Here is a 26,358-nt window from a genome sequence, read left to right on the forward strand (position 1 = left end):
TGGCCTGCTCGCTGGCAGGCTGAGCGCATGACGAGCGTGGTCCGGGTGCGGGAGGCGACGCGCGACGATGCCCGCGCGATCTCGCGCATCCGGGTCGAGACATGGCGCGCCGCATACGCCGGCCTGATCGCGCAGGAGGTGCTCGACCAGCTCGACGTCGAGTCCGAGTCCGAGCGGCGAGCGTTGAGCTGGATCCGGCGTCATGCCGACGCGCGCACGCGCGACCTGATCGCCGAGCGCGACGGCACCCCGATCGGATGGGCCGCCGCGGGCCCCTCGGACGATCGCGAGCGTCCGCACGACGGCCAGATCTACGCGCTCTACGCGCTCCCTTCGGAATGGTCGCGAGGCGTCGGCCACGCCCTGCTGCTTGCGGCAGAGGAGGCGCTCCGCGGGGCCGGCTTCCGTCACGCGCACCTCTGGGTGCTCGAGGGCAACGAACGCGCCGCCGGCTTCTACGAGCGCCACGGCTGGCACGAGGACGGCGGGGTGATGGTGGACGAGCGCGTCATCGGCGGGCACACGGCCTTCGCGCTGCATGAGCGCCGCCGTGTGCGTGACCTCGCCGAGGTGCTCCCCGAGCGGATGGAGCGGCCCGCGTAGGCTCGCCCCATGGCTCCGTCGAACGCCAAGCCCGTTCTCGAGGGCCTCGACGCGCAGCTGCGCCGCGCCGACCGGTTCCGCGACAGCGTCGACCCGGTCGCGGCACTCGTCGCGCGGCGCACCCTGTCGGACTTCCTCGCCCCGCGGGTCACCGACCTCCGCGCCGCGGCGGGCCTGCCGCAGCAAGGCACACGCGCCGACGGACGCGACATCGCCGCGCGTGACGGCGCCCGTGTCGACCGCGATGCCCTGCAGCTCTACACGTTCTGGAACTCGCCGCTCGACCAGGCGCCGCCTCTGGTGCAGGCCTGCATCGCGGACCTGCGCCGGCACCATCCGGATCTGCATGTGCTCGATGGCCGCACGGCACGCGAGTTGGTGGAGATCCCGGATGCCGTCGCCCGACCACTCGAGAAGGACCATCCTGCGCACTTCTCCGACTTCGTGCGCGTGAGCGTGCTCGATGAGCGGGGCGGCATCTGGGTGGACGCGACCTGCTGGGCGCCCCGGCCGCTTCCGGCGGCGGTCGAACCGCTGCTGTCGGCCGGCGCCCTCTATCCCCGCTGGACGCACCGCCAGATCGGCAACTGGTTCATCGCCGCGGTAGCGGGCACCCCGCTCATCCGGCTGCAGCGCCTGGCCCTGAAGGCGTGGTGGACCGAGCACGGGGGCATCCCGGACTACTTCCTCTACCACCGCATCTTCGATGTGCTGCAGGACCTCGTACCCGAGATCCGCGGGCAGTGGGACGCCGTGCCGGCACTGTCCAGCGCCGCGAGTCACCTGCTGCAGCTGGGCATGATGCAGCAGTGGAGCCCAGAAGCGATGGAGTTCGTGGCGGATGCGTCGATCGTTCAGAAGCTCAGCTACAAGTACGACCCGGATGCCGTGCCGCAGGGTTCCGTGCTGGAACGTCTGGTGTCGGACGTACCGCTGATCGGGACGTGAACGGTCAGAGCACCTTGCCGAAGGCCTGGGTGCCATCGGGTGAGGCCAGCGGCTCGAATCCCACTCTCGGGTAGAACGCGATCGCTCCGCTGTTCTCGGCGGACGCGACCAGGTGCAGTCCCCTCACGCCGGCACCGCGCAGGGCCAGCTCGAGACGCGCGATGAGCTGCCTGCCGAGCCCCATGCCCTGCGCCTCGGGGAGCAGGTCGATGTGCAGATGAGCGGGGTACTCCTCACCGAAGGGTTGCGCTTGAGCACCGCGCCGCCCGTACGCGTAGCGGAGGATGCCGGCCTGTCGCGAGTCGTCCGCGCCGGGCTCGGGCCAGCGCGCCGCGTGCCGCGGCCACCACTGCGTCTCGAACCACGCCTCGAACGCCGCGGTGTCGGGCGCGGACACGATGTAGCCGACGACCCGCCCGTGCTCAGCCTCCACCACGAATGCGAAGTCGGGATGACGCTCGACGTAGGGGAGCACGAAGATCTCGGCCCACAGATCGTCGTCGTCGAGGACGCCGCTCGCGTCGGCCCCGGCATCCGCCGTCCTCAGGCAGACCTCGGCGAGCGCCGGCTCGTCGCCGGGGTGGAACGGGCGGATGCGTGTCACCGGGCGAGTCTATTCCGACACGTGAATGGCGGGCCGGCGACGTGACGATGCGCATGTCACACGAAGCGTACGGCGCCGGGTGCGACCGAGAGCCGCACAGCGGTGCCGGGGGTCAGGTCGAGCGCGGCCGCGCGGTCCGCCGCGATGTCGGCGGCGACGTCGGGTTCGCCGGTGCGCACGCGCACGCCGGCGGGCGTCTGCTCGAGCCGCGTGACCCGCGCGATCCACTCGCCGTCCCGCCCGGGCCGGTCGTGCGGCCCGTCGTCGCCGAGAGGTGCCAGCGACACCGCACCCGGGGCGAAGACGGCGGCCGGCGAGCCCGTCGGCGGGACGGATGCCGCGTCCCCGACCGCGCGGGTCAGCGTCAGCGCACCGCTGCGCCAGCGGTCGCCCTCGAGGTGAACCTCCACACGGTTGAGTCCGGCGACGGCTGCCGCGAAGCGGGTCGCGGGAGCCGCGAGCACGTGCCGAACCGGACCTGCCTGCGTGATCCGTCCCGCCTCGAGCACGACCAGGCGAGTGGCGAGTGAGACGGCGTCCACGGCGGCGTGGGTCGCGATGACCGCAGTCGTGCCCGTCGCGACGAGCTGCTGATGCACGAGCGCGCGCACGTCGGCCGAGGTCTCGGCGTCGAGCGAGGTGAGAGGTTCGTCGAGCAGCAGCACGGCCGGGGTCGTGGCCAGCGCTCGCGCCAGCGCGACCCGCTGCTGCTGGCCGCCCGACAACCGTGCGGGGCGCCGGTCCGCCACGCCTGCGAGGCCGACGCGCCGCAGCCACTCGTGGGCGGCCGTTGCCGCCTCGGCCTTCGTGGCGCCGTGCACGTGGAGGCCGAAGGCCACATTCGCGTGCGCCGTGAGGTGGGGGAACAGTCGAGGATCCTGACCGAGCAGCACGATCCCTCGACGTGACGGCGCGACGTGCGTGCCGGCGGCATCCAGCGTCCGCCCGCCCAGCCGCACATGCCCGTCGTCGAGAGACGTCAGGCCGGCGAGCACGCCGAGCAGCGTCGACTTGCCGGCCCCGCTCGGGCCCATCAGGGCGACCACCTCTCCGCGCGACGCGCGCACCGCGGCATCCAGTCGGAATCCATGGCGCTGCACCACGACTCGAGCGTCGAGCCCTGCCGCGCCGGCCGCGCTCATCGGGGCGGCTCCGCGCGCCACGCGCGCACGAGCAGCAGCACGGCGACCGCCGTCACCAGCAGCAGCAGCGACAGGGCGACTGCGGTGCCCTGCGAGACCCCGGCGCCGTTGAACGCGGTGTAGATCGCCAGCGGCATCGTCTGCGTCACGCCGGGCGCGTTGCCGGCGAACAACGCCGTCGCCCCGAACTCGCCGATGGCCCGCGCGAAGCACAGCACCACGCCCGTGATGAGGCCCGGGGCAGCCAGCGGCAGGGTGACACGGCGCAGGATCGTCCAGCGCCCGGCACCGAGTCCGGCAGCGGTCTGCTCGTACCCGACGCCGGTCGTGCGCAGCGACCCCTCCAGCGCGAGCACGAGGAACGGCAGGGCGACGAACGTCTGCGCGAGGACGACGGCCGCCGTGGTGAACGGCACGCGGATGCCCCACTCGGCGAGCATGCCGCCCACGGGGCTCGTCCGGCCGAACAGGAACAGCATGGCCACTCCCCCGACCATCGGCGGCAGCACGAGGGGCACCGTCACGACGGCACGGAGCACGGCCGCCGTGCGGTCGGCGCTGCGCGCGATGAGGAGCGCGAGCGGCACCCCGAGCACGACGCACACCGCTGTGGCGACGAGACCGGTCGCCAGTGAGAGCCCGAGCGCCGACATCGCCTCGGGTGAGGTGACGTCCGGCCATAGGGTGTCCCACTGCACGCGGAACACCAGTGCCCCGAGGGGAAGGACCAGCAGGGCCAGTCCGAGCACCGCGGGCAGAGCGAGCAGGCGCGGGACGAAGCCGCTGCGATCCTCACGACGGCCGCGGCCCGAACGCGTCCCCGAGCCATGCGGCGCCGTGATCGCCGTCTGCGGCGCGGTCACGGCGACGCGAACCCGAGAGATGCGAGCACCGCCTGCGCCTCATCGGACCGTACGTAGGCGACGAACGCCTCGGCCGCTGCAGTGTTGGCGGCCTCGCGCATCGGGGCGATCGGATAGTGGTTGACGACACGCTCTGCCCCTGCCGCGGCGACCGTGCGGACGCCGTCGCTGGCGAGAGCGTCCGTCGCGTAGACGAGGCCGGCATCGGCCTCCCCCGCGGCGACCTTCGTCAGCACGGCCGTGACGTTCTGCTCGAGGCTCGCGGGGGCCACCGAGACGCCGTTGTCGGCGAGAAGTCTCTGGGCCGCGGCACCGCACGGCACCGCCGGCGCGCACAAGACGACGGTCGTGCCGGGCCAGCCGAGGTCTTCGATCGTCTTCACCCCGCCAGGGTTGTCTTTCGGGACGGCGATCACGAGGGTGTTGCCCGCGAACAGCACGGGCTCAGAGGCGAGTCCGGCGTCGACCACCTGCTGCATCGTCCGCTCGTCGGCCGCCGCGAACACGTCGGCGGGAGCGCCTTCGATCAGCTGGGTCGCGAGGGTGGCCGAGCCGTCATAGGCGATGGGGAGGACGTCGACGGACGGATGCCGCTGCTCGAACCGCAACGCGAGCTCGTCGAACGCAGCCGCGAGCGACGCGGCGGCGAAGATCCTCAGCTCGCCGGCCGGCTCGCCGGCGTCACCCGAAGCGGACGGGTCGGGCGCAGATGTCCCCGGGGGGCGACCGGCGGCTGCGCAGCCGCCCAGCGCAAGACAGACCGCTGCGGCGAGCGCGGCTGAGGCGAGGACGGCGTGAGCGTGCGGCATCCGTCAGCCCTTCGGTGTCTCGACGATCACGTGCGTCGCCTTCACCACCGCGGCTGCGAGCGAGCCCACCTGCAGCTCGAGGTCGTCAGCCGCCTCGGCCGACATGAGCGAGACGACGCGGTGCGGTCCGGACTGGATGTCGACCTGCGCCATGAGTCCGTCGCGCTGGATGCGGGTGACCAGTCCGACGAAGCGGTTGCGGGCGCTCGAGAGCACGTCGGCGGGATCGGCGGGCGCCGACGCGAGTTCGGCCGCGCGGGCGGCGAGCGCGTCGCCCGGGACCTCGGTCGGCGAAGCGCCCGTCGTGGGCAGGGCGCCGGCCTCGACCCAGCGCCGGACGGTGTCGTCGCTCACGCCGAGCAGGCGGGCGGCCTCGGCGATCTTGTAGCTGGGCATGCCCGCAAATCTACCACCCGCAGTTGCGGCCCGAATCGGTCAGTTTCTCCGCAGGTGCGACTTCCTGGTCGTGCTCGGGGTGCCGGCCGCCCGCGGAGCATCCGCCGAGGCGCGAAGCCTGCCCGTGTCCAGGCTGGATCCGTCCTGCCGTCTGCGTCGACCCCGGGAATCCGCGGGCTTCGCACCCCCGCTGTGCCCCCAACCTGCTGGCGGGCACGCTTCGCCGCTCGCCCCGGCGCCTCACGCCCGGCGTAGCCTGTGGGCATGGCTTTTCCCCCGCTTGTGGAGCCGGTCGCCGAACTGGCGGACGCCGAGCGCACCCGCACCGCCCGCCACCGCGCACTGGCCGGCTTCGGCGAGCCCGCACAGCGCCGCCTCGCCGCCGCCCACGTCGCCGTGGTCGGCGCCGGCGGCCTCGGATCGCCGGCCGTGCTGGCCCTCGCGGCCGCCGGGGTGGGCACCATCACCGTGATCGACGACGACGTGGTCGAGGCCTCGAACCTCCAGCGCCAGGTGATGCATCGGGTGTCCGACGTCGGCGCCCCCAAGGTCGCCTCCGCCGTGCGAGTCGCGGGCGAACTGTCGCCGACGACCGTCGTCCACGCGGTGGCGTCGCGCATCACCCCGGAATCGGCGCCGTCGCTGCTCGCGGGCGCGCACGTCGTGATCGACGGCACCGACACCTTCGAGACGCGCGCCGCCGTCGCTTCGGCGTGCGAGCAGCTCGGCGTGCCCCTCGTGTGGGGGGTCGTGCAGGAGTTCCACGCACAGGCGACCGTGTTCTGGTCCGCGCCACCCGCCGGGGTTGCGCCGATCGTCCTCGCCGACCTGTATCCCCCGGATGACGTCGGCGAAGTGCCGTCGTGCGCACAGGTCGGCGTGCTCGGCTCGCTGTGCCTGCAAGTCGGTGCCCTGCTGGCGACCGAGGCGATCAAGCTCGTCACCGGCGTGGGCGAGCCGCTGCTGGGGCGGGTGCTCGTGATCGACGCACTGCGCGGCCGCACCGACGAGGTGCCGCTGCGGCCGGCACAAGCGGCGGCGGCTACGGCGTCCGGCGCGAGAAAGCGCGACGAGGCGGCATCAGGATCGACGGATGCTGCGCCCGAAGCGGTTCCGCATCTCGACGTCGCCCAGGCGCGGACCGCACAGGCCGCCGGCGCGATCTTCCTCGATGTTCGCGAGCCGTTCGAGACCGACCTCGGTGTGATCCCCGGATCGGTGCTCGTGCCGCTGGCCGACCTCCTCGGCGATCCGTCGCAGGCGGGCGCCGGACCGGTCGTGGTCGTCTGCCAGGTCGGTGCGCGCGCGAAGCGCGCCGCTCGAGCTCTGCGCGCGGACGGGATCGAGGCATCCGTCCTCGCAGGCGGCATGGATGCCTGGAGCCGCGCCGGCGAAGTCGCAGTGGTGCCCGCGTGAGCGGCTTGCGCACCGTCGAGGAGCACCTCGACGACGTCCTGGCTGCGACCGCGGTCCTTCCCTCAGAGACCGTGCCGCTCGACCGGGCCCGCGGCCGCACGCTGCGGGAGCCGGTGCGCGCGGCGGTCGGCATCCCGGTGTTCGACAACTCGGCGATGGACGGCTTCGCGGTGCGGTTCGCTGATGTCGCCACTGCCTCGGCCTCGACCCCCGTCTCGTTGAGGGTCGTGGCGGATCTGCCCGCCGGCACCGATGCCGATCCGGCGCTGGGCGCGACGGAGGCCGCTCGCATCATGACCGGATCGCCCGTGCCTGCCGACGCCGACGCGATCGTGCCCTTCGAAGACACCGCGGGCGGGCTGGACGATTCGCTCGGCACGATCAGCGTGCTCGCAGCACCGCGCGGAGCGGGCGCCCACATCCGGCGCGCGGGCGAGGACGCTCGGCACGGTAACGAGGTCCTGCCCGCGGGGACGCTTCTCGGGCCGCTCCAGGTCGCCGCGGCTGCGGCGTGCGGGGTGGCGGACGTCGTCGTGGCGGCGCAGCCCCGCGTGGCCATCATCTCGACCGGCAGCGAGCTCGTCGAGCCCGGCGCTCCGCTGCGCCGCGGCCAGATCCCCGAATCGAACAGTCACCTGCTGGCCGGTCTCGTCGCCGAGGCGGGCGCCGTCGTGGTGCGGCGCGCGAGCGTGCGCGACGAGGGCGGCGGCCTCGAACAGCTGCTGGCGGAGGTGACAGATGCCGCGGGCCCTGACCGCGCCGACGTCGTGGTGTTCTCGGGCGGGGTCAGCGCGGGCGCCTATGAGGTGGTCAAGACGACCCTCGCCGAGTCGATGGCCTTCTCGAAGATCGCGATGCAGCCGGGCAAGCCTCAGGGGTTCGGGCGGCTCCCGGAGGGTGCCCTGCTCTTCGGTCTGCCCGGCAACCCGGTGAGCGCCGCCGTCTCGTTCGAAGCGTTCGTGCGGCCGGCTCTCTTGCGCATGCAGGGCCGCGCTGTCCTGCAGCGCCCGATCGTCGCGCTCCGGGCCGGTGCGGCCTGGCGCACGCCGCCGGGGCGCCGCCAGTATCTTCCCGTCACGATCGATCGGACCGATCCCCGCCAGTGGCGGGCGCTTCCGGCGACCGCGGGAGGATCGCACCTCGCGGGCGGACTCGGCAGGGCCGAGGCGTATGCCGTCGTTCCCGCCGAGGTCGAAACGGTGGCCGAGGGCGACGTCGTCGATGTCATGCTGATCTCATGAGCACGGCATCATCCCCCGGATTCACACATCTCGACGAGGCCGGGCACGCCCGCATGGTCGACGTCACGCACAAGCAGCCGACTGTCCGCTCGGCGACCGCGCGGGGCTTCGTCCGCTGCGCTCCGCACGTCGTGGCGGCGCTCCGGGACGGCTCCGTGCCGAAGGGCGATGTGCTGGCGGTCGCGCGTATCTCGGGCATCCAGGCGGCCAAGCGCACGCCGGATCTGCTCCCCCTCGCCCACGTCATCGGCGTCCACGGCGCCGCCGTCGACCTCGCGATCGACGACGACGGGGTGGCGATCGAGGCCACGGTGCGCACGGCGGACCGCACCGGCGTCGAGATGGAGGCCATGACGGCCGTGACGGTCGCGGCCCTGGCCGTCGTCGACATGGTGAAGGGACTCGACAAGGGCACCTCGATCGAGAACGTGCGGATCGTCGCGAAGACGGGCGGCAAGAGCGGCGACTGGCACCGTTCCGACGAGGCGTGATGGCGGGCCCACGCGTGCCTCTCGTGACCGGCGGCCTGGGCGCGATCCTGCTGGCCGGCGGTCGCGCCACGCGCGTCGACGGTGCGACCAAACCCCTCTTCGAGATCGGCGGACGGACGCTGCTGCGCACCGCGGTGGAAGCGGCGACGGATGCTGCGGCCCGGCCGATCACGGTGGTGGCGCCGATGCTCGACGACAGTCTCGAGGTCAGGTGGGTGCGTGAAGACCCGCCTTTCGGCGGCCCGGCCGCCGGGATCGTCGCGGCTCTGGAGTCGTGGGCGGACGGCGACCAGCCCGAGTGGACGCTCGTGCTCGCGTGCGACCTCCCTCGCGCCGATGCAGCGGTGCGGCGGCTGGTGGACGACATCGTGCTCCTCCCCGCCGACGCCGACGGGGTGTGCCTCGGCGATGCGTCGAGCACCCCGCAGTGGCTGACCGGCGTGTATCGCACGCGCGCGCTGCGGGCGGCAGCATCCGCTCTCCCCGATCGCGGGCGCGATGCGGCGGTGCGCGCGCTCGTCGACGACCTCGCGATCACGGTGCTCACCGTGGCCGACGATCTGACCCGCGACGTCGACACGTGGGAGGATCTGGAACAGGCGCGATCCGCCGCGCCGCCGTACAGGGCAACACCCCCGGACCGCAGAGCTGAGGAGCCGTCATGAGCGAGCAGTCCCGTACCCTTCCGCCCGAAGCCCTCGACGCGTGGGCAGCCGCGCTGCGAGAGCGCTTCGGCCTGGCCGACGACGACGTGCCGGTCGCCGCGGTGCTGGATCTGACGCGCGACGTCGCGAACGGCGTCGCCCGGCCCGCTGCGCCGCTGGGCGCCTTCGTCGCCGGCCTCGTCGCCGGGCGCGCGGGCACGGATCCTGCCGAGATCCGCGCCGCCTTGGATGCCGTCGCCGAGGCCGCCGCCGGGTGGGAGCAGTAGTGGCCGTCGTCCGCTACTTCGCGGCCGCGCAGGACGCCACCGGCCGTGACACCGAGCGACGCGCCGAATCGACCCTTGGTGAACTGCGGCGGGCCGTCTCGGACGCGTATCCCGAGCTCGGCGGCATCCTGCCGCGCTGCGCGGTGCTCGTGGCTGGCGCCCGCGTCGGCGACGCCACGCCCCTCGCCGACGATGACCTCGTCGACGTGCTGCCTCCGTTCGCCGGCGGCTGAACCGGGGGGACTCGGGGTCGCTCAGCCGCCGAGGCCGAGCCAGGTGGCCGTGCCGTCGGCCTCGACCTGCCGCTTCCACACCGGCAACTCGGTCTTGATCGTCTCGATGATCGCGCGGCACACGTCGAAAGCCTGGGCGCGGTGCGCGGCGGCCACCGCGATCACGACGGCGGCATCGCCGACCTCGAGGCGCCCGATCCGGTGCGACACGGCGACCAGCGCCCCCGATGAGCCCACGGCGCTCTCCGCGATGCGCCGCAGGGCCGCCTCGGCGTCGGGATGGGCGGAGTACTCCAGTGCGACGACGGCGGCTGCCGCATCCGGATCGTGGTCGCGCACGCGGCCCACGAACGTGGTGACGGCGCCCGCGGTCGTGTCGTCGACGGCCCGCAGGTGCGCATCGAGGTCCAGCGGCTCGGCACTGATCGCGGCGATGCGGACGGCCGCCATCAGTGATCGCCCCCGCCGAGCTGATCGAGAACGTGGCGGGCGACGGACAGGATCACCGGCATCCCGGATGCCACGGCGCCCGGCGAGCCCGGAAGATTCACGACGAGCACGCCGTGCGGGTCGACCACTCCGGCACGCCCCCGTGTCAGCATCCCGGCGGGTTTCTCGGCGGCGCCGCGACGACGCAGCTCCTCCGCGATGCCCGGCACCTCGCGTGTGATGACGCGGGCAGTGCCCTCGGGGGTCTGGTCGCGGAGAGCGACACCCGTCCCGCCGGTCGTGATGAGCAGCTTGACGCCCGCGACGATCTCGGCGGTCAGGGCACGTTCGACGTTGTCGGCGCCGTCGGGCACGACCACGGCATCCGCGCAGTCGAACCCTGCCTCGCGCAGCGCAGCGACGGCGATCGGGCCGCTCGCATCCTCGCGCTCGCCCGCGGCGGAGCGGTCCGAGACAGTCAGGACGGCAGCACGCATGGTCACCGCACCAGCCTAAGACCGCCGGGCGCAGCCGGGCACGCGGGTCTCAGCGCCGATGCTCGAGCCTCACCATGACCGACTTCGACGTCGGCGTGCCCGAGACATCGGCCACGGAGTCCAGCGGCACGAGCACGTTCGTCTCCGGGTAGTACGCCGCAGCATTGCCCCGGGGCGTCCGGTAGGCGACGATGCGGAACTCCTCCGCCCGGCGGTACTCGATCGAGCCGTCAGATCGCGTCCACTCCGAGACGAGGTCGACGATCTCGTCCTCGACGAATCCGTGGGCGGTGATGTCCTTGGCGTTCACCAGCACGACGCGGCGTCCGTTGTGGATGCCGCGATAACGGTCGTCCTTGCCGTAGATGGTGGTGTTGTACTGGTCGTGGGAGCGCAGCGTCTGCAGCAGCAGGCGTCCCTTCGGGATCACCGGATACTCCAGCGGGTTGACCGTGAACCGCGCCTTGCCGTCGGCGGTGGCGAAGCGGCGGGCATCCCGCGGACCGTTCGGCAGGAAGAACGTGCGCCCCTTCTGGATGCGCTCGTCGTAGTCCTCGAACCCTGGGATCACCCGCGCGATGTGACCGCGGATGAGCGCGTAGTCGGCTTCGAGCTCGGCCCAATCGGCGTGCGGGATGTTCGACGGATGCCGCGACCCGGCCGAGGCCAGCGCGTCGGGGGTCTCGACGGCTCCGTGCTCGGGCAGCCCTCGGTCGGACCCGCTGTGAACCTCCGTCGTCGCACCGGCCGCCACCAGATCAGGTGATTTCACCGCGGTAGGACGATTCCCACCCGAAAGGTCCTGCGTACGTGACATCACCTGATCTCGCGACGAGGCTCCGCCGCCGAACACGAGCCCACACAGCCGGGCGATGATCGCGACCTCGCTGAGCAGATCCTCCGCGGGAGGTGCCAGCCGGCCACGCGAGGCGTGCACTGCGCCCATCGAGTCCTCGACGGTCACGCGCTGCTCGCGACCGCCACGGCGGTCGCGGTCGGTGCGGCCCAGTGTCGGGAGGATCAGCGCCCGCCGACCGGTCACCACGTGCGAGCGGTTGAGCTTCGTCGACACCTGCACCGTGAGGCCGACACGGGCCATGCCGGCCTCGACCACGGCGGTGTCGGGCGTCGCCGAGACGAAGTTTCCGCCCATCCCCATGAAGAACCGGACGCCGCCGTCGCGCATCGCGCGGATCGCCTGCACGGTGTCGAAGCCGTGCTCGCGCGGTGCGGCGAACGAGAACTCGGCGTCGAGCGCGTCGAGGAACGCCGCCGACGGCTTCTCGTAGATGCCGACGGTGCGGTCGCCCTGCACGTTCGAGTGCCCGCGCACGGGGCACACGCCGGCGCCGGGCCGGCCGATGTTGCCCTGCAGCAGAAGCACGTTGACGACATCGCGCAGCGTCGCCACCGAGTGCTTGTGCTGCGTGAGTCCCATCGCCCAGCACACGATCGTCGCCTTCGAGGTGCGCACCGCCTCGCCGACGCGGCGCAGCGCCTTCTCGGGAAGACCGGTGGCGACGACGAAGTCGCGCCACGGAGCATCCGTCATCGCCTGTCGATAGGCGTCGAATCCGCTGGTGTGCTCGGCGATGAAGTCGTGATCGAGCACACCGCGGTCGGCGGCCTCGGCCTCAAGCAGGTGCTTGCCGATCGCCTGGAACAGCGCCTGGTCGCCGCCGAGACGGATCTGCACGAATCCGTCGGCCAGCTTGGTGCCGCCGAATGCGACACCGCGGATGGTCTGCGGGTTCTCGAACCGCATGAGCCCGGCCTCGGGCAGCGGGTTGACCGCGATGATCGTGGCGCCGCGCTGCTTGGCCTTCTCGAGCGCCGACAGCATGCGCGGGTGATTCGTACCCGGGTTCTGCCCCGCCACGATCAGCAGCTCGGCCTCATGGACGTCCTCGATCGAGACCGTCCCCTTGCCGATGCCGATCGTCTCGGTCAGCGCCGATCCGCTGGACTCGTGGCACATGTTCGAGCAGTCGGGCAGGTTGTTCGTGCCGAGGCCGCGCACGAGCAGCTGGTAGAGGAACGCGGCCTCGTTCGAGGTGCGGCCCGACGTGTAGAACACCGCCTCGTTCGGGTCGTCGAGAGTCTTCAGCTCGTCGGCGATCGTCCGCAGCGCGTCGTCCCACGAGATCGGGCGATAGTGCATCGCACCCTCCTCGAGGATCATCGGATGCGTCAGCCGGCCCTGTTGCCCCAGCCACCAGTCGTCGTGCCCGCGCAGCTCGTCGATCGAGTGCTCCGCGAAGAACTCGGGTCCGACGCGCCGCAGCGTCGCCTCCTCGGCGACCGCCTTCGCGCCGTTCTCGCAGAACTCCGCGATGTGCCGCTTGTCCTCCTCGGGCCACGCGCAGCCGGGACAGTCGAAGCCGTCCTTCTGGTTCACCCGCAGCAGCGTCTGCACCGAACGCGCGATGCCCATCTGCTCCTGCGAGATCTGCAGGGCGTGCAGCACAGCGGGCACGCCCACCGCGACCTTCTTCGGTCGGGTGGAGCGCACTCGGCTCTCGTCGATATCGGCTTTCGGGGGCTTCGTCGCCATGATCCCAGGCTAAGCCTCTGCCGCGAGGGGTGGCCCCGCGATTCTCAGTGGGTGGAAGTCGAGCTGTGGTGAACGGATGCCGGAGGCACCGGCATCCCGTATGTCAGCCGCCCCACCACGCACGCACGGTGCCGCGAACGTCGGCCCGGGCGACGGCACCGCGTCCGGGTTGGCTGACCGAGAGGCGCGAGTCAGCGGACTCGGACCGGTTGTCTCCCATGACCCAGATGGCCTCGTCCGGAACCGCGACGCGGAACGGGATGTCACCGCCCGGCCGGGTGCCACCGGCGTAGGCCTCGTCGACGGGTTCGTCGTTGACAAGCAGGCGCCCCGTGCCGGCTTCGCAGCAGACGACGACGTCGCCGGCCACGCCGACGACGCGCTTGACGAGCACCGCGTCTTCGTGACCCGACCAGCCCTCGCGGTCGACGAACAGCACGATGTCGCCGCGCTGCGGCGTGCTCCACCGATCGAAGACGACGATATCGCCGCCGTGGAGCGTCGGGCTCATCGACTCGTTGCGCACGGTCGCTGCGCCCAGCGCCGCGACGGTGAGCGCCGCCGCGAGGACGGGCGCGACGACGGCAAGAACCAGACGCGCCGCTGACGTGCGCCTCACGGCATGCTCGCGAGCAGGTCCGTCATCGCCCCGATCTCGCGCGCCTGTTCGACCAGGACGTGCTTGCCGGAGCTGCGGACGAACGCGTTGGACGCCTCGGTGACGGCCCGGGTGGCCATGTCGAGGGCGCCCTCGTGGTGGACGATCATGAGCTCGAGGAAGAGGCGCTCGGCCGCGACGGACTCCGCCGCGTCGAGAGCGGCGAGCTGCTCGGGCGTGGCCATTCCCCTCATCCCGGTGTGTCCGTGATCGCCGCACCCGGAAGGTACGGCACCGGATGCCGGGGCATGGTCTCCATGCCCACCCTCGGTGACGGCGGCCGCGGGGATCGCCTGCCGCCATGCGTCCTGCCACGCTCGCATCGTCTGGATCTCGGCCGACTGGTCGGCGACGATGAACTCCGCGAGAGCCCGCGTGCGCTCGCCGACTCCGCTCGCGTCGAGCACGAGGGAGCTGAGCTCGAGCGCCTGCTCATGGTGCGGGATCATCCCCTCGATGTAGCAGTGGTCCTCGACCGTCGGGTACGCGGCGGTCGCGGCATCCGTCACGGCCGGATCGACGTTCGCCGCCGCGACCGGGGCCGAAGCGGGCGGCGAGGTGAGACCCAGCGTCACGACCGTGACGCCGAGGAGTCCGATCGATGCGGCGAGCACCACCCCGATGCCGGCGACGCGACTGCGCATGAAGGTGTCCTTTCGATGCGGCGGTGGAGGGATGCCGCGGGGCGGCGCGTTCGCGACGCACCGCCCCGCGGTCGGATCAGGCGAGCGCCTTGACGTCCCGGCGCCGCAGGTGCCACGCGGTCGCGGCCAGCCCTGCGCCGGCGACCAGGAGCACGAGGCCAGACAGCGCCCAGCGGTTCGCGTCGGTGCCGGTGCTGGCGAGCGCCCCGAGGATCGCCGACGGCGAGGCCGACGCCACGGTGAAGGTGCCTTCGGCGACGAGCGACGACGTCTGGCCGGTCAGCACGAGCGTGTGCTCGCCGGCCGGTGTGCTCGAGGGCACGATGAACTGCGCGGTCACCGTTCCCTCGTCGTCGGCGACGAACGTTCCGACGTCGACCGGATCGGAGTGCAGCACGGCGCTGACGGTCTCACCGGGAGTGAATCCGCCCGCGGTCGCGGTCTGCGTCGCCCCGGGCGCGACCTCGGCGCTGCCGAACGTCACCGGCGCGGCCGTCGGCGTCTCGCCGCCGCCATTCCCGTTCCCGTTCCCGTTGCCGTTGCCGTTGCCGTTCCCGTTGCCGTTCCCGTTGCCGTTTCCGGGCGTCGTGGTCGGCGTCGGCGTGGGCTCGGCCGTCGGCTCCGTGGTCGGAGTCGCCGTCGGGGTCGGCGATGCCGTCGGGGTCGGCGATGCCGTCGGGGTGGGCGTGATGTTCGGGTTGGGCACCCCGCGCATGTCACCGTTGACCCACTTGCGTCCCTCGGGGATGTTCGGGGCCTGTGCGGCGAAATCGCGCGGGTAGAGGGTGAAGCCCTGCCAGTGGATCGGCATCGGGCTCTGGTCCTCATCGCGGTTGATGTGGTGGAACCCGACGTTGACCCACGCCACCGGGTCTTCGAGCGTCTCGCCGTCGGCGATGTAGTCCGTCACCATCTGCCCCGCCTTCGACGGAATGAGGTTGTGGCTGGCGTGGATCTCGTCCGACTTGGCCGACGTGAAGGCGATGTCGTAGTCGGTCTCGGGGTTGAGGTTGTACGCCTGGTCGCGCGGCACGATGATCTCGTACGAGCGGGCGTGCCCGTCCGCGTTGAGGCTCTCGGGGTTCACGACCCGGTACGCCTCGCGGTTCGCTCCGACGGTCTTGGTCTCGTTCGTGACCTGCGAGATCTGCGTCTCGAGGATCGCGGTGTGGCCGGTGTCACCCGTGGTGCCGTACTCCCCCGTCGGTGTCGTCGCGAACTTCTCGACCAGCTGGTTCTCACCCGCGTCGATGCCGAAGTCCACACGCCAGAACGCCGAGTGGTAGTGGTTGACCGCGAAGTCCTCCTGACCGGGCGCGAGCGGCCAGCCCTGGTTGACGACGTTGACGTAGTCGTTCGGCGACAGGTCGCCGGTCGCGCCGAGGCGCACCGAGATCTCGCCATCGTCGTGGAAGCGGTACTCCGTCTGGTACTCGTACCAGCCGATGCGCGACACGGTGTGCAGCACCAGGTCGGTGCCCTGCGCGGCGTAGAGCGCGTCGTTGCTGATGTTCGAGCGATACGCGAGACCGGAATCCTCCTCGCCGATGCAGATCGCCGGGATCTCACCTCGCGTCGCGTCGACCCACGAGGTGCGCACCTCGCCGACGGGGCAGTCCACCGCCGCGATGGCCTGAAGGCGGCGCCCGCCGACCTGGTACGTCGTGACGTCGTTGTACTCGGTGGCCCCGGTGTCGTACGGCACGTTCAGCTGCGCGAGCGCGATCGAGTCGAGCACGAGCATCGGAGCCTCGTCGTCGCGCGGCTGGTAGGCGACCTTGTCGAGCACGAGGCCGCGATACGAGTCGATGCGCCAGCACATCTGCCAGCCGGAGCCGGATTCGAGCGTCTCCGACACGAGCGAGTCGCCCGAGCAGGATGCCTCGGTGATCGTCTGGGCGGAGGCCGCCGTGGGGGCGGACAGGACCACAAGGCCCCCCGCGAGCAGGGCGACCGCGGTGGCCGCGCTGAGTGTTCGCTTCATTCGGTTTCTCTCTCTGGTCATGAGACGGTCAGGACGGTACGGGTAGACAGGTTGACGACGAACGTGCTGGTGGTGAGGAAGGCGCCGCCGTCGATCTGGGCCAGCAGCTGCACGCAGCGGTCGACGCCGCACGACTCTGCGCCGAACGAGCCGGCATCGGTGATGAACGAGTGCGCAGTGAGCAGGACCTCGGCGGATGCCGGGGTCAGGGCGGAGCCGCCGGTCAGGGCTGCGAACTCATCGACGATCGGCTGAGCGGACTCGGAATCCAGGAGCATCTCCCACGCGCGCGCGGTCTCGGCGTCGGTCGGGGCAGGCTGGGTGCCCGATGCCCTGTCGACCGCTTCGACGGCACCCGTCGTGACGTTCACGATCATGCTGACGGTCTCGTTGGTGCCGTAGTCGTAGTAGAGCGAGAGCAGGCGGCGCTGCCCGTCGCCGTATGCCTGTGGGTCAGCGACGTCGGTCGACAGGAACTGCAGCCCCGGCTCGCCGAACAGGTCGACCCCGGCCGCGAATGCCGGGTCCTGCGCTCCGACGAAGCGGACGTACTCCACCTCGGCGCCCGAGAGCTGGTCGTACGCGGCGGCGATCGCCGCCGGCTTCGCGACCTCTTCCGCCTTCTCGGGTGCGCCGTCGTCCGTGCTGTCGGCCGCGATCGGCGTGGACTCGGGCGCCTCGGGCGAGGAGGTCGCCTGCACCGCGGTCTGGGTGGCGAAGACGAGAGCGACCGCCGCCGCGCCGGCAGCGACGGCCGATCCGACGCCGAGCGTGCGGGGCGTCATGAGTCGCCGGAACTTGGAGGGGCGCCGGCCCGACGAGGGTGGCGAATCCCCCTCGGGAGAGAGCTGTGTGTCAGTCACAGGATTCCTTTCGATGGCCAGGACGCGGCTCGCGCTCACGTCGGGGCCGATTCTTCGCGGTCGCCGTTTCGCCGCGGTGTGCGCACGCGAACGCGGAACGAAATCCCGGTGAGACAGTGCCGCGGCATCCCGCCGATCCGTTCTCACCGCTCGTCACGCGCTCGAAACACGGCCGCCGGTCGCGCGCAACGCACGGTGGATACCCTCGCGACATCAAGGCCGACCGGCTCGAGGAGGACGCGTGAGCGCACTCGCGGATGCGATCAGGCAGGCACGGACGAGGACGGACCTCGGCCCGAGCTCGCCGTTCGCCGGCCTGCGGCGCCGGCATGCGCGCACCGTCGACGTCGTGGCGCAGTCCGTCGCCGCCACGGCGCCGGCCGGAGTGCTGCTCATCCATCCGGCCGCGGCATACGCCCGCAGTGGTTCGTTCGCGTTCCTCGACATCGCGATCACGATCACGCTCGTCGTTGGCGTCGCGCTCGTGATCGGCATGTTCGCGCGCCGCGTGGCGAGCACCGGCTCGCTCTACACTTTCGCAGCCCGCGGCCTCGGAACCCACGTCGGCCTCGTGACCGGCACGGCACTCGGGATCGGCTACCTCGCCGTCGCGATGAACACGCTCAGCTCAGGCGCGAGCCGGGTCGCACAACTCATGACGGGCAGCAGCGAGCCGCCGGCGTCGCTCATGTGCGCGCTCATGGTCGGTTTCGGCGCCGTCATCGCGTTCGTGGTCGCACGGGGTCTGCGCATGTCGACGCGCATCCTGCTCGTCCTGGAATCCGTGGCCGTGGTGACCGTCCTCGGCCTGTCGATCGCGGCCCTGAGCCTCACCCGGTGGGACCTCGGCCTGCTCGTGCCGCATCCCTCCGACTTTTCGCTCGAGGCGATCATCACCGGTGTCGCCTTCGCCCTCATCGGCTTCGTGGGCTTCGAGAGCGGCGCGGCGCTCGGACCGGAGACACGACGCCCTTTCGCCGCGGTGCCGCGCGCGATCCTCGTGAGCGTCGGCGCGACGGGCGTGGTCATGCTCGTCGGCACCGCGGCACAGCTGTCGATCGTCGCCGACCGGCCGGGAGCCGCGTCGCTGTCCGCGGTCACCGGCCTCGCGTCGCTCATCGACGCGATCGTCGCCGTCTCGTTCCTCGCGTGCGCGCTCGCGATGACGAACGCCGCCGCGCGCCTCGCCTTCGCGATGAGCCGCGAGGGACTGCTGCCCACGATGTTCGGACGCGCCTCTTGGCGCGGAGTGCCGGCGCTCGGCGGCATCCTGCTCGCGGCGCTCGTCACCGTCGTGCCGGTGACCGTCATCGCGCTGAGCGGCAGCAGGCAGGCCCTGCGCCTGATCACCTCGCCTGCTTCGATCATCGGCTTCGTCCTCGCCTACGCCCTGGTGTGCGCCGCGGCGCCGGTGTTCCTCGCCCGCATCGGTGAGCTGACCTTGCGGACGGCCCTGCTGTGCACGCTGCCCTTCACGGGGCTCACGGGGGTGCTGGGCTTCTACCTCGCCGCGACGCTGCGTGACAATCCCATCGGCCTGCTGTGGGCGGCCGGCGTCCTCGCGGCCTTCGTCGTCGCCGGCGCGGTGCGGCTCGCACGCCATCCGTCCGTCGCCGCGCGGATCGGCGTGCACGACTGGCCGGTGGACTCCGATTGCATCGACGGCCCGGTCCGCGGATGACCGGGCCGGCCATCGAGCGCGACGCGCGGCTTCCCGAGAGGGGGCCGCTGCCCGAGAGAGGCCTGGGCCTCGCGCTCGAGATCCTCGAGCAGGTGGCGCGGCACGACCACGGCACGACGGCAGCCGACATCGCGCGCGCCGTGGGCGCACCGCGCGCCACCGTGTACCGCGTCGTCAATTCGCTCGTCCGCGACGAGTATCTGGTGCGGCGAGCGGACTTCTCGGGCTTCATGCTGGGCGCTCGCGTGCTCGACCTCGCCGCCGTGGTGGGCGCCCACGCCCGCCCCGACTACGCAGCGGTCGTCGACCGGCTGCGTGCAGAGACGGGCGAGGCGGTGCATCTGTTCGGCTTCCACCGCGCCGGTCTCATGATCCTCGACGAGGACCCCGCCCAGCCGTTGGCCGATCGCGACCTGCTACTCGCCGACCCCGCCCGGTCGGCGAGCGGGCACCTCTGGCTCCTCGCGCATCCTGAGCGTGACCTCCCCGGCGCTCCGCACTGGCGGGTGCACCCCTCGGCAGACGAACTCCAAGGGATCCAGGACGCCTTCGCGGTCCGCGGCTATACCGAGCAGGTCGCGACGCTCGCGCCGGACCGCGGCTGCCTCGCCGTCCCCATCCACGACGAGCGATCCCGTCCGCTCGGCGCCGTGACCCTCTCCATCGCCCTCGCGCGGCTCTCGGTCGCCGCTCGCCATATCGGCGCGCTGCGGGAGGCTGCCGAAGCTCTCGCGCGGTCGGCTCCCCTCAGCCGGTGGTGACGGATGCCGCGGGTCCCGGCATCCGCGCACGCCGACGCATCCACTCGCGCTGTCGAAACCGTCACTCGCGGCCGTCCTGATCCAACCGCATCCACTCGCGCTGTCGAAACCGTCACTCGCGGCCGGCCTGATCCAACCGCATCCGCTCGCGCTGTCGAAACCGTCACTCGCGGTCGTCACATACGGGCGCGTGCGACGGTTTCGACCGCGTGAGCGTGACGAGCGCCGCGCTCATCGCAGCGCCGCGAGCAACTCCTCCAGCGTCTCGGCGTCTTCCGCCGCGCGCACCAGAACGCACTCCGCCGATTCCCGCACATCGGGGTGCGGGTCGCCGTCGAGGACCAGCGACGCGAGCGCGACCCTGCCGGTGCCCTGCGCCTCGAGGACGCCGATGAACTCGCGTTCGGCGACGGGCGGGACCGCCTCCGCGAGCGCGAGCTGACGGCTCCACGACGGCATCCCGGGCATCCGGGCGTGATCGGCTCGTTGTCCCGCGCACGGCCCGTCGGAGAGCAGCTCACCGGCCGGGCATCGGCCCACGACAACGACCGCTCGCGCAGGTGGTCGAGCTCGGCGGCATCCCGCTCCGCCATCTCGGTCGTGAACGCCCGCGGGCGGGTGGGTTCAGCGTTTGCCGGTGCCGAACATCCCGCGGATCACCCCGCCCAGTATCGTCTGGGTCGTCTTGGAGTTCAGAATCTGCTCGATCGGCGACTTCTCCGCCGCCCGCGAGCGACTCGAAGTGCGTGTGGTGCCCGAGGTCTTCTTGAGCAGCCGTTCGTACTCCTGCTGCGCCTTCTTCTCCGCGGCGGCGTTCGCCTTGTCGATCGCGGCCTGCTGTTTGGCGAGCTCGGCGTCGATCCTGGCTTTCTCGAGCGCCGCTTCCTCTGCCGCGGCCGCCTCGTCGGCCGCCTTCATCTTGGCCGTCAGGATCTCGCGAGCCGACTCACGGTCGATCGCGGTGCCGTACTTCGCCAGCAGCGGGGATGCCTTCACGGCCGCTTCGATCGCGGGATCGGGCGTCGGAGACATCAGGCCCAGCGGCGCGCGCAGACGCGTCCAGGCGACGGGCGTCGGCGCGCCCTTCTCGCTCATCACGGTGACGATCGCCTCGCCCGTGCCCAGCTCCTGCAGCACGCGCTCCAGGTCGTAGCCCGACGTCGGATATGTGCCCACGGTGGCCTTGAGCGCCTTCGCATCGTCGGGGGTGAATGCGCGCAGCGCGTGCTGCACGCGCGAGCCGAGCTGGGCCAGCACATCCGACGGAACGTCCTTGGGAGTCTGCGTCACGAAGAACACACCGACCCCCTTCGATCGGATGAGCCGCACCGTCTGCACGATCGCGGCGAGGAAGTCCTTCGACGCGTCCTTGAACAGCAGGTGCGCCTCGTCGAAGAAGAACACCAGCTTCGGCTTATCGGGATCCCCCACCTCGGGCAGCAGCTCGAACAGCTCGGCGAGCAGGTACATCAGGAACGTCGAGAACAGCGCGGGCTTGTCGATCACACCGGGCACCTCGAGCAGACTGATGACCCCGCGTCCATCCGATGCCGTGCGCAAGAAGTCGGTCACCTCGAACTCGGGCTCGCCGAAGAACACGTCGGCGCCCTGGTCGGCGAAGGTGATGAGCTCGCGCAGGATCACGCCGGCCGTCGCGGCCGACAAGCCGCCGAGGTCCTTCAGCTCGGCCTTGCCCTCATCGCTCGTGAGATGCGTCAGCACCGCGCGCAGATCGGACAGGTCGACGAGCGCGAGACCGTTGGCATCGGCGTAGTGGAACACCAGGCCCAGGCTCGACTCCTGCGTGTCGTTGAGACCCAGCACCTTGCTCAGCAGCAGCGGCCCGAATCCCGAGACCGTGGCCCGCACCGGCACGCCCTTGCCGATGCCGCCGAGCGCGAAGTACTCCGTGACGGACGCCTCGGGTTCCCAGTCCTGCCCGATGCCCTTCGTGCGCGCCAGCAACTTTTCGCTCGGCTCACCCGGGGTCGCCACCCCCGAAAGGTCGCCCTTGATGTCGGCGGCGAAGACGGGCACGCCCTTCGCAGCCAGTTGCTCGGCGAGACCCTGCAGCGTGCGGGTCTTGCCCGTGCCCGTCGCGCCGGCGACGAGCCCGTGCCGGTTCATCATGCCCAGCGGGATGCGGATCTGCGCAGACGGGACAGCGTCGCCGTTGACGAGGGCGCCGAGGTCGAGGGTCGTGGAGGTGAACGTGTATCCGGTGGTGATCTTTTCGATCTCTTCGGGGGTCAGCGGGCCGGGTTCGGTTTGAGAGGTGGCTGGTTGCGTTTGAGACGTGGCTGGTTGCGTTTGAGACGTGGCTGGTTGCGTTTGAGACGTGGCTGGTTGGGGAGTTTGTTCCTGCGTTGCTTCGAGCCCGGCGGGCGCTCCCGCGGGCCCTGACGTCGTGGCGACCGAGGTCTGCCCCGGGGCCGGCGCATCAGACGGATCTGCGGGCTCCGAGGTCGTGGCGTCCGGAGGCTGTTGGGCGGGCTGGGCGGTGGCGGCGCGGGATTTCGCGGCGGCGGCTTCGGCGGCGGCGAGGGCGGCCTTGGCCTGGGCCGCTTTCAGCTGGGCCTCGGCCGCTTCGGCCTCGGCGCGCAGACGCGTCAGTTCAGCCTCGGCGGCGGCGACAGCGCTGTCGGCGGCGGGATCGGACGATGCGGGCGACTCGGGCGCTGGGCCCACGCGCCCGGAGGCTCCGGGCGACGCGCCAGCGGCGGCTGGAGGGGGCGTGGGGATCATGCGCTCAGCCTAGCCACGGGCCTCTCGCCGGGGCATCCGTTCTCTCCCGCGTCATCGGCACCGCGAATGCCGCGGCCACCAGAAGCGCCGCGCCCGCCCCGATGAGGGCCCCGCCGAGGGTGTCGCTCAGCCAGTGCGCATGCAGGTACGTGCGGCTGAACGCCATCAGCACGACCCAGGCCGCTCCGACCACGGCGACCCAGATCCGGGGGAAGATCACCACCGCGGCCACCGCGAGCGTCGCGGCGTTGGCGACGTGACCCGACGGGTACGAGCCGTAGTCCGACACGACGAGGATCTCGTCCGGGCGCACCCGGCCGAACAGGTGCTTGAGCACTTGCACGCCGCCGGCCGACACCGCCTCCGCAGCGAGGAAGTAGGCCGCCGCCCACGGCCTTCGCAGCAGGACGAGCCCGATCGCGCCGCCGATCGGCACCACCAGCACTCCGAACCAGCCGCCGCCGACCCAGTTCATGACGCGCGAGAAGCCCAGCAGCGCCGGGTGGAACCACGCGGTGACCTGTGCGTTCCACGCGATGTCGATGCCGAACGGCTGATCGCCGCGCGCGAGGATCCACCATCCGAGCAGACACGCCAGCACGGTCAGCGCGCCGCCGACCACGAGGAACGCCGTGACGTTCCCCGCGACCCGCCGCTGCCCTTCGGTCATCGCCCCATTCTGCCTGTCGCGCCCCGCTCCCCGCCCGACCTGCATGCGAAAACACCAGTCCGTCACGGCGACACGCCGCGCCGCGGTGACGATCACGGCGTGTTGCCGTCACCGACCCGTGTTTTCGCACCGCTACCCCCGCCCGCCCCCTGTCCCGGCACCCGTCCCCCGTCCCGGCACCCGGCCACGTGTCCCGGCCGCCGTCACCGACCCGTGTTTTCGCACCGCTACCCCCGCCCGCCCCTGTCCCGGCATCCGTCACCCGTCCCGGCCGCCGTCCCCGTCCCAGCCCGAGTCACAGCCCCAGCCCCAGCCCCGAGCCCCCGGTGCGAAAACACCAGTCCGTCACGGCGACACGCCGCGCCGCGGTGACGGTCACGGCGTGTCGCCGTCACCGACCCGTGTTTTCGCACCGCCACACCGGACCGGACCCATCTGTGAGGATGAGTGCCATGACCTCCGTCGTCGATGTGGTGCGCGCCGCCATCGCGCCGCTCACCCGCACCCGCCTGTTCCGCCGCGTGCTCGGGCCCGCACTGCTCCCTCCACTCGAGCGATTCGTCACGTGGGTCTCGCGCGGACGCGTGCAGGTGAGCGCGCTGCTCGTCCCCTCGCTCGTGCTCCACACGGTCGGCGCCCGGTCGGGCGAGCCGCGCGACGCCCCGCTCATGTACACACCCGACGGTCAGGGACGCGCCATCGTGGCCGGCACGAACTTCGCCGGCGCCCGGCATCCCGCGTGGACCTCGAATCTCATCGCGAATCCGGATGCCGCGATCACGGTGCGCGGACGCCGCATGCCGGTGCGGGCGAGCCTCGTGCCCGATGACGAGCGCGACGCGGTGTGGGCGCGCATCGAGACGCAGTGGCCGGGCTACCGCAACTACGAGAGGTCGTCCGGGAGGCAGGTGCGCCTGTTCCGACTGCAGCCCGTGCGGGAATCGCAGCCCTGAGTCAGGGCGCGAGCCGCTCGACAGTGCGCGGGCGCACCACGAGCCACAGTGAGAGCACGCCGACGACGGCGCATCCCACCATCACCGTGGCCATCGTGGTCGCGGTGATGCCGGCATCCTTCGCGATCCAGCCGACCAACGGCGAGATGATGCCTGCCACGCCGAAGTTCGTCGCGCCGACGACCGACTGCGCGGTGCCGGCCGCCTTGCCGTGCCGGTCGAGAGCGAGCACCTGCACGCACGGGAACGAGAAGCCGCACGCCGTCATGAAGACGAACAGCGGCACGACCGTTCCCCACAGGCCGAGGCCGAGCTGGTCGGCGAGGATGATGACGGATGCCGCGACCAGCAGCACCGCGGTCGACCAGGCCAGCACCCATTGCGGCCCGAAGCGCGCCGCGAGGCGGGCCGCCGCCTGGACGCCGAGCACGACGCCGAGGGAGTTGACGGCGAACAGCACCCCGTACTGCTGTGGGTCGAAGGCGTACGTCACCTGGAACAGGAACGGCGAGGCCGAGAGGTACGAGAACAGTCCCGAGAAAGTCATGCCGCCGATGATGAGAACGCCGATGAAGACACGGTCGCTGAAGACGCTGCGATAGCGCTGCCAGACGGTGGTCGCGCCCCTCTCGTGCCGGCGCGCCTTCGGAAGCGTCTCGGGGAGGAAGACGATCGCCGAGACGAGCATCACCGCCCCGTAGATCGCGAGCACGACGAAGATGCCCCGCCATGACACGACGAGGAGCAGGGCCGAGCCGACCAGCGGCGCCAGGACGGGCGCGACGCCCGAGACCAGCGCGAGCCGCGAGAGCATCACGACCAGCCGGCGTCCGCCGAACAGGTCGCGCACGATCGCCGCGGCGACGACGCCGCCGGCCGCCGCGCCGGCGCCCATGAAGACGCGGGCGACCGAGAGCAGTTCGAGCGACGGGGCGAGGGCCGCCGCGACGCTCGCGACGACGTGGAGCGCGGTCACCACGAGAAGCGGCAGGCGCCGGCCGACCTTGTCACTGAGCGGACCCACGATGAGCTGACCCAGCGCGAAGCCGATCATCGTTCCGGTGAGGGTCAGCTGGATCGCCGCGGCCGTGGTCTGGAAGTCCTCCTCCAGCGCGGGGAACGCGGGCAGATAGAGGTCGATCGTGAAGGGGCCGAGGGCGGTGAGCGCTCCGAGCAGGATGATGTAGAGCACCCGGCGACGGGTCGTGATCGAGTCCCCCGGGTGCAGGACGATCGGCGCGGTGGCCGGATTGCTCCCGAGGGTGCGGATGGCGCCGGTCGCGGTCGGCGGGAGTTCGACCGGGTTACGGTCGTCGGGGCGCTGGACGGGAACGGAGGCAGTGTCGAGCAACGTATGTCGTTTCGAGAGAGGCGGCGGAGTCGAATCGATTCGAGTTTTCGATGCTATCGCACTGTCGGTCGCCTCTCAGTCGGCATCGCATGCGCTCGCATAGGATGAGGGCAGTCCGTCGCCTGCCCGCGGGCTGCCATGCCGGGCGCCCGAGCCCTTCGCCGATAGTGGAGATCACGCACACATGACCCCCGCCGACAAGCGCAACAGCGGCAACCCCGCGACCCAGGCTCAGATCAACCTGACGGTCAAGCAGCAGCGCGAGCAGAAGCGCCAGGAGAAGCTGGCCGAGTACCAGAAGCAGCTCGCCAAGCGCCGCCGCAGCAAGCTGGTCTGGTGGATCGTCGGCTCGACGGCCGCGGTGGCGATCATCGGCCTGATCGTGGCATCCATCGTCTTCGCGCCGCCGCCGCCGAAGGAGTACGAGGCAGGCAGCGATGGCGTCGAGATCGAGGGCGTCGAGACGTTCGAGAACGCCACCGAGCACGTCGAGGGCGAGGTCGACTACGAGCAGTCGCCGCCCGCCGGCGGCCCGCACAACGCCGTGTGGCTCAACTGCGGCATCTACGACCAGCCCGTCCCCGACGAGAACGCGGTGCACTCCATGGAGCACGGCGCGATCTGGGTCACCTACGACGCCGACGCCCTGTCGGACGAGGAGCTCTCGACACTCAGAGGGGAGCTTCCCTCGAGCTACGTCGTGCTCTCGCCGTACGAGGGCCTCGACTCTCCCGTCGTGCTGTCGGCCTGGAACCACCAGCTCAAGCTCGACTCTGCTGACGACGAGCGCATCGGCCAGTTCTTCGAGGAGTACTGGCGCAGCCAGAACGTGCCCGAGCCGAACGCGTCCTGCAGCGGGGCGCTCAACGCCCCCGGCAAGCAGTAACGGGC

The 26,358-nt window shown here is 71.6% G+C and carries 28 protein-coding genes; 12 read left to right on the forward strand and 16 right to left on the reverse strand.

The window, feature by feature from the left end; genetic code table 11:
- Positions 1-27: 27 nt before the first annotated feature.
- On the forward strand, positions 28-603 hold the full coding sequence (locus tag ACLKM7_RS03025) for an N-acetyltransferase family protein (RefSeq protein WP_436445560.1): 576 nt from the start codon (positions 28-30) through the stop codon (positions 601-603).
- A 9-nt stretch (positions 604-612) separates the two neighbouring features.
- Positions 613-1,551 (forward strand): capsular polysaccharide synthesis protein, encoded by a 939-nt coding sequence (locus ACLKM7_RS03030; protein ID WP_436445562.1) that lies wholly within the window; start codon positions 613-615, stop codon positions 1,549-1,551.
- 4 nt (positions 1,552-1,555) lie between these two features.
- On the opposite strand, the gene ACLKM7_RS03035 is transcribed toward ACLKM7_RS03030, so the two are convergent.
- The 5 genes from ACLKM7_RS03035 to ACLKM7_RS03055 are packed head-to-tail and all read right to left on the reverse strand — an operon-like array spanning position 1,556 to position 5,365.
- Positions 1,556-2,155 (reverse strand): N-acetyltransferase family protein, encoded by a 600-nt coding sequence (locus ACLKM7_RS03035; protein ID WP_436445565.1) that lies wholly within the window; start codon positions 2,153-2,155, stop codon positions 1,556-1,558.
- Between the two features lie 56 nt (positions 2,156-2,211).
- The gene (locus tag ACLKM7_RS03040; RefSeq protein ID WP_436445567.1) at positions 2,212-3,297 is read right to left on the reverse strand and encodes an ABC transporter ATP-binding protein; all 1,086 of its coding nucleotides are present in this window, start codon (positions 3,295-3,297) and stop codon (positions 2,212-2,214) included.
- Complete coding sequence (locus ACLKM7_RS03045; RefSeq protein ID WP_436445776.1) at positions 3,294-4,139, reverse strand: ABC transporter permease; 846 nt, start codon at positions 4,137-4,139, stop codon at positions 3,294-3,296. Before ACLKM7_RS03045 ends, ACLKM7_RS03040 begins: the two co-directional genes overlap by 4 nt.
- 17 nt (positions 4,140-4,156) lie before the next feature.
- The gene (modA, locus tag ACLKM7_RS03050) at positions 4,157-4,969 is read right to left on the reverse strand and encodes a molybdate ABC transporter substrate-binding protein (protein ID WP_436445570.1); all 813 of its coding nucleotides are present in this window, start codon (positions 4,967-4,969) and stop codon (positions 4,157-4,159) included.
- 3 nt (positions 4,970-4,972) lie between these two features.
- Entirely contained in the window at positions 4,973-5,365 is a 393-nt protein-coding gene (locus ACLKM7_RS03055) for a TOBE domain-containing protein (RefSeq protein WP_436445572.1), read from the reverse strand.
- A 264-nt stretch (positions 5,366-5,629) separates the two neighbouring features.
- On the opposite strand from ACLKM7_RS03055, the gene ACLKM7_RS03060 reads away from it, so the two are divergent.
- From ACLKM7_RS03060 to ACLKM7_RS03085, 6 genes are read left to right on the forward strand one after another with little or no spacing between them, the layout of a single operon-like run.
- Positions 5,630-6,781 carry a ThiF family adenylyltransferase gene (locus ACLKM7_RS03060; protein WP_436445574.1) on the forward strand — a complete coding sequence of 384 codons (1,152 nt, stop codon included), beginning with the start codon at positions 5,630-5,632 and terminating at the stop codon, positions 6,779-6,781.
- The gene (locus ACLKM7_RS03065; RefSeq protein WP_436445577.1) at positions 6,778-8,022 is read left to right on the forward strand and encodes a molybdopterin molybdotransferase MoeA; all 1,245 of its coding nucleotides are present in this window, start codon (positions 6,778-6,780) and stop codon (positions 8,020-8,022) included. Before ACLKM7_RS03060 ends, ACLKM7_RS03065 begins: the two co-directional genes overlap by 4 nt.
- Positions 8,019-8,513, forward strand: coding sequence for a cyclic pyranopterin monophosphate synthase MoaC (gene moaC / locus ACLKM7_RS03070; protein WP_436445579.1), 495 nt, complete (start codon positions 8,019-8,021; stop codon positions 8,511-8,513). Before ACLKM7_RS03065 ends, moaC begins: the two co-directional genes overlap by 4 nt.
- On the forward strand, positions 8,513-9,178 hold the full coding sequence (mobA, locus tag ACLKM7_RS03075; protein ID WP_436445581.1) for a molybdenum cofactor guanylyltransferase: 666 nt from the start codon (positions 8,513-8,515) through the stop codon (positions 9,176-9,178). Before moaC ends, mobA begins: the two co-directional genes overlap by 1 nt.
- On the forward strand, positions 9,175-9,444 hold the full coding sequence (locus ACLKM7_RS03080) for a DUF6457 domain-containing protein (RefSeq protein WP_168911356.1): 270 nt from the start codon (positions 9,175-9,177) through the stop codon (positions 9,442-9,444). Before mobA ends, ACLKM7_RS03080 begins: the two co-directional genes overlap by 4 nt.
- Positions 9,444-9,677 carry a MoaD/ThiS family protein gene (locus tag ACLKM7_RS03085; protein WP_436445584.1) on the forward strand — a complete coding sequence of 78 codons (234 nt, stop codon included), beginning with the start codon at positions 9,444-9,446 and terminating at the stop codon, positions 9,675-9,677. The genes ACLKM7_RS03080 and ACLKM7_RS03085 overlap by 1 nt, the downstream gene beginning before the upstream one ends.
- Positions 9,678-9,698: 21 nt before the next feature.
- Here the strand turns inward: ACLKM7_RS03085 and ACLKM7_RS03090 are convergent, their stop codons facing one another.
- From ACLKM7_RS03090 to ACLKM7_RS03120, 7 genes are all read right to left on the reverse strand, one after another.
- Positions 9,699-10,127: a molybdenum cofactor biosynthesis protein MoaE gene (locus ACLKM7_RS03090; RefSeq protein ID WP_436445586.1), complete on the reverse strand. Its 429-nt coding sequence runs from the start codon at positions 10,125-10,127 to the stop codon at positions 9,699-9,701.
- The gene (locus ACLKM7_RS03095) at positions 10,127-10,603 is read right to left on the reverse strand and encodes a MogA/MoaB family molybdenum cofactor biosynthesis protein (RefSeq protein ID WP_436445778.1); all 477 of its coding nucleotides are present in this window, start codon (positions 10,601-10,603) and stop codon (positions 10,127-10,129) included. Before ACLKM7_RS03095 ends, ACLKM7_RS03090 begins: the two co-directional genes overlap by 1 nt.
- A gap of 49 nt (positions 10,604-10,652) precedes the next feature.
- Positions 10,653-13,157, reverse strand: coding sequence for an FdhF/YdeP family oxidoreductase (locus ACLKM7_RS03100; protein ID WP_436445588.1), 2,505 nt, complete (start codon positions 13,155-13,157; stop codon positions 10,653-10,655).
- 103 nt (positions 13,158-13,260) lie between these two features.
- Positions 13,261-13,776, reverse strand: coding sequence for a signal peptidase I (lepB, locus tag ACLKM7_RS03105; protein ID WP_436445590.1), 516 nt, complete (start codon positions 13,774-13,776; stop codon positions 13,261-13,263).
- Positions 13,773-14,459 (reverse strand): DUF305 domain-containing protein, encoded by a 687-nt coding sequence (locus tag ACLKM7_RS03110; protein ID WP_436445592.1) that lies wholly within the window; start codon positions 14,457-14,459, stop codon positions 13,773-13,775. The genes lepB and ACLKM7_RS03110 overlap by 4 nt, the downstream gene beginning before the upstream one ends.
- Before the next feature lie 76 nt (positions 14,460-14,535).
- Positions 14,536-16,443, reverse strand: coding sequence for a hypothetical protein (locus tag ACLKM7_RS03115; RefSeq protein WP_436445594.1), 1,908 nt, complete (start codon positions 16,441-16,443; stop codon positions 14,536-14,538).
- A 17-nt stretch (positions 16,444-16,460) separates the two neighbouring features.
- Positions 16,461-17,306 carry a hypothetical protein gene (locus ACLKM7_RS03120; RefSeq protein ID WP_436445596.1) on the reverse strand — a complete coding sequence of 282 codons (846 nt, stop codon included), beginning with the start codon at positions 17,304-17,306 and terminating at the stop codon, positions 16,461-16,463.
- Positions 17,307-17,547: 241 nt separating this feature from the next.
- Here ACLKM7_RS03120 and ACLKM7_RS03125 point away from each other — a divergent pair, with 241 nt between their 5' ends.
- Both ACLKM7_RS03125 and ACLKM7_RS03130 read left to right on the forward strand, forming a co-directional pair.
- Positions 17,548-18,987 (forward strand): APC family permease, encoded by a 1,440-nt coding sequence (locus ACLKM7_RS03125; RefSeq protein WP_436445599.1) that lies wholly within the window; start codon positions 17,548-17,550, stop codon positions 18,985-18,987.
- Positions 18,984-19,748 carry a helix-turn-helix domain-containing protein gene (locus ACLKM7_RS03130; RefSeq protein ID WP_436445601.1) on the forward strand — a complete coding sequence of 255 codons (765 nt, stop codon included), beginning with the start codon at positions 18,984-18,986 and terminating at the stop codon, positions 19,746-19,748. The genes ACLKM7_RS03125 and ACLKM7_RS03130 overlap by 4 nt, the downstream gene beginning before the upstream one ends.
- Before the next feature lie 231 nt (positions 19,749-19,979).
- On the opposite strand, the gene ACLKM7_RS03135 is transcribed toward ACLKM7_RS03130, so the two are convergent.
- The 3 genes from ACLKM7_RS03135 to ACLKM7_RS03145 all read right to left on the reverse strand — a co-directional run bounded on the left by ACLKM7_RS03135 (position 19,980) and on the right by ACLKM7_RS03145 (position 23,163).
- Positions 19,980-20,207 carry a hypothetical protein gene (locus ACLKM7_RS03135; protein WP_436445603.1) on the reverse strand — a complete coding sequence of 76 codons (228 nt, stop codon included), beginning with the start codon at positions 20,205-20,207 and terminating at the stop codon, positions 19,980-19,982.
- Positions 20,208-20,372: 165 nt separating this feature from the next.
- Positions 20,373-22,493, reverse strand: coding sequence for a helicase HerA-like domain-containing protein (locus ACLKM7_RS03140; RefSeq protein WP_436445605.1), 2,121 nt, complete (start codon positions 22,491-22,493; stop codon positions 20,373-20,375).
- A gap of 4 nt (positions 22,494-22,497) precedes the next feature.
- Complete coding sequence (locus tag ACLKM7_RS03145) at positions 22,498-23,163, reverse strand: phosphatase PAP2 family protein (protein WP_436445607.1); 666 nt, start codon at positions 23,161-23,163, stop codon at positions 22,498-22,500.
- 452 nt (positions 23,164-23,615) lie between these two features.
- On the opposite strand from ACLKM7_RS03145, the gene ACLKM7_RS03150 reads away from it, so the two are divergent.
- Complete coding sequence (locus ACLKM7_RS03150; RefSeq protein ID WP_436445609.1) at positions 23,616-24,116, forward strand: nitroreductase family deazaflavin-dependent oxidoreductase; 501 nt, start codon at positions 23,616-23,618, stop codon at positions 24,114-24,116.
- A gap of 1 nt (position 24,117) precedes the next feature.
- Here ACLKM7_RS03150 and ACLKM7_RS03155 read toward each other — a convergent pair whose 3' ends face one another.
- Positions 24,118-25,467 (reverse strand): multidrug effflux MFS transporter, encoded by a 1,350-nt coding sequence (locus tag ACLKM7_RS03155; RefSeq protein ID WP_436445611.1) that lies wholly within the window; start codon positions 25,465-25,467, stop codon positions 24,118-24,120.
- Between the two features lie 184 nt (positions 25,468-25,651).
- On the opposite strand from ACLKM7_RS03155, the gene ACLKM7_RS03160 reads away from it, so the two are divergent.
- The gene (locus tag ACLKM7_RS03160) at positions 25,652-26,353 is read left to right on the forward strand and encodes a DUF3105 domain-containing protein (RefSeq protein ID WP_436445613.1); all 702 of its coding nucleotides are present in this window, start codon (positions 25,652-25,654) and stop codon (positions 26,351-26,353) included.
- Positions 26,354-26,358 lie beyond the last annotated feature (5 nt).

Origin of the sequence: Microbacterium sp. I2 (assembly GCF_051364985.1) — a bacterium.
Lineage (GTDB): Bacteria > Actinomycetota > Actinomycetes > Actinomycetales > Microbacteriaceae > Microbacterium.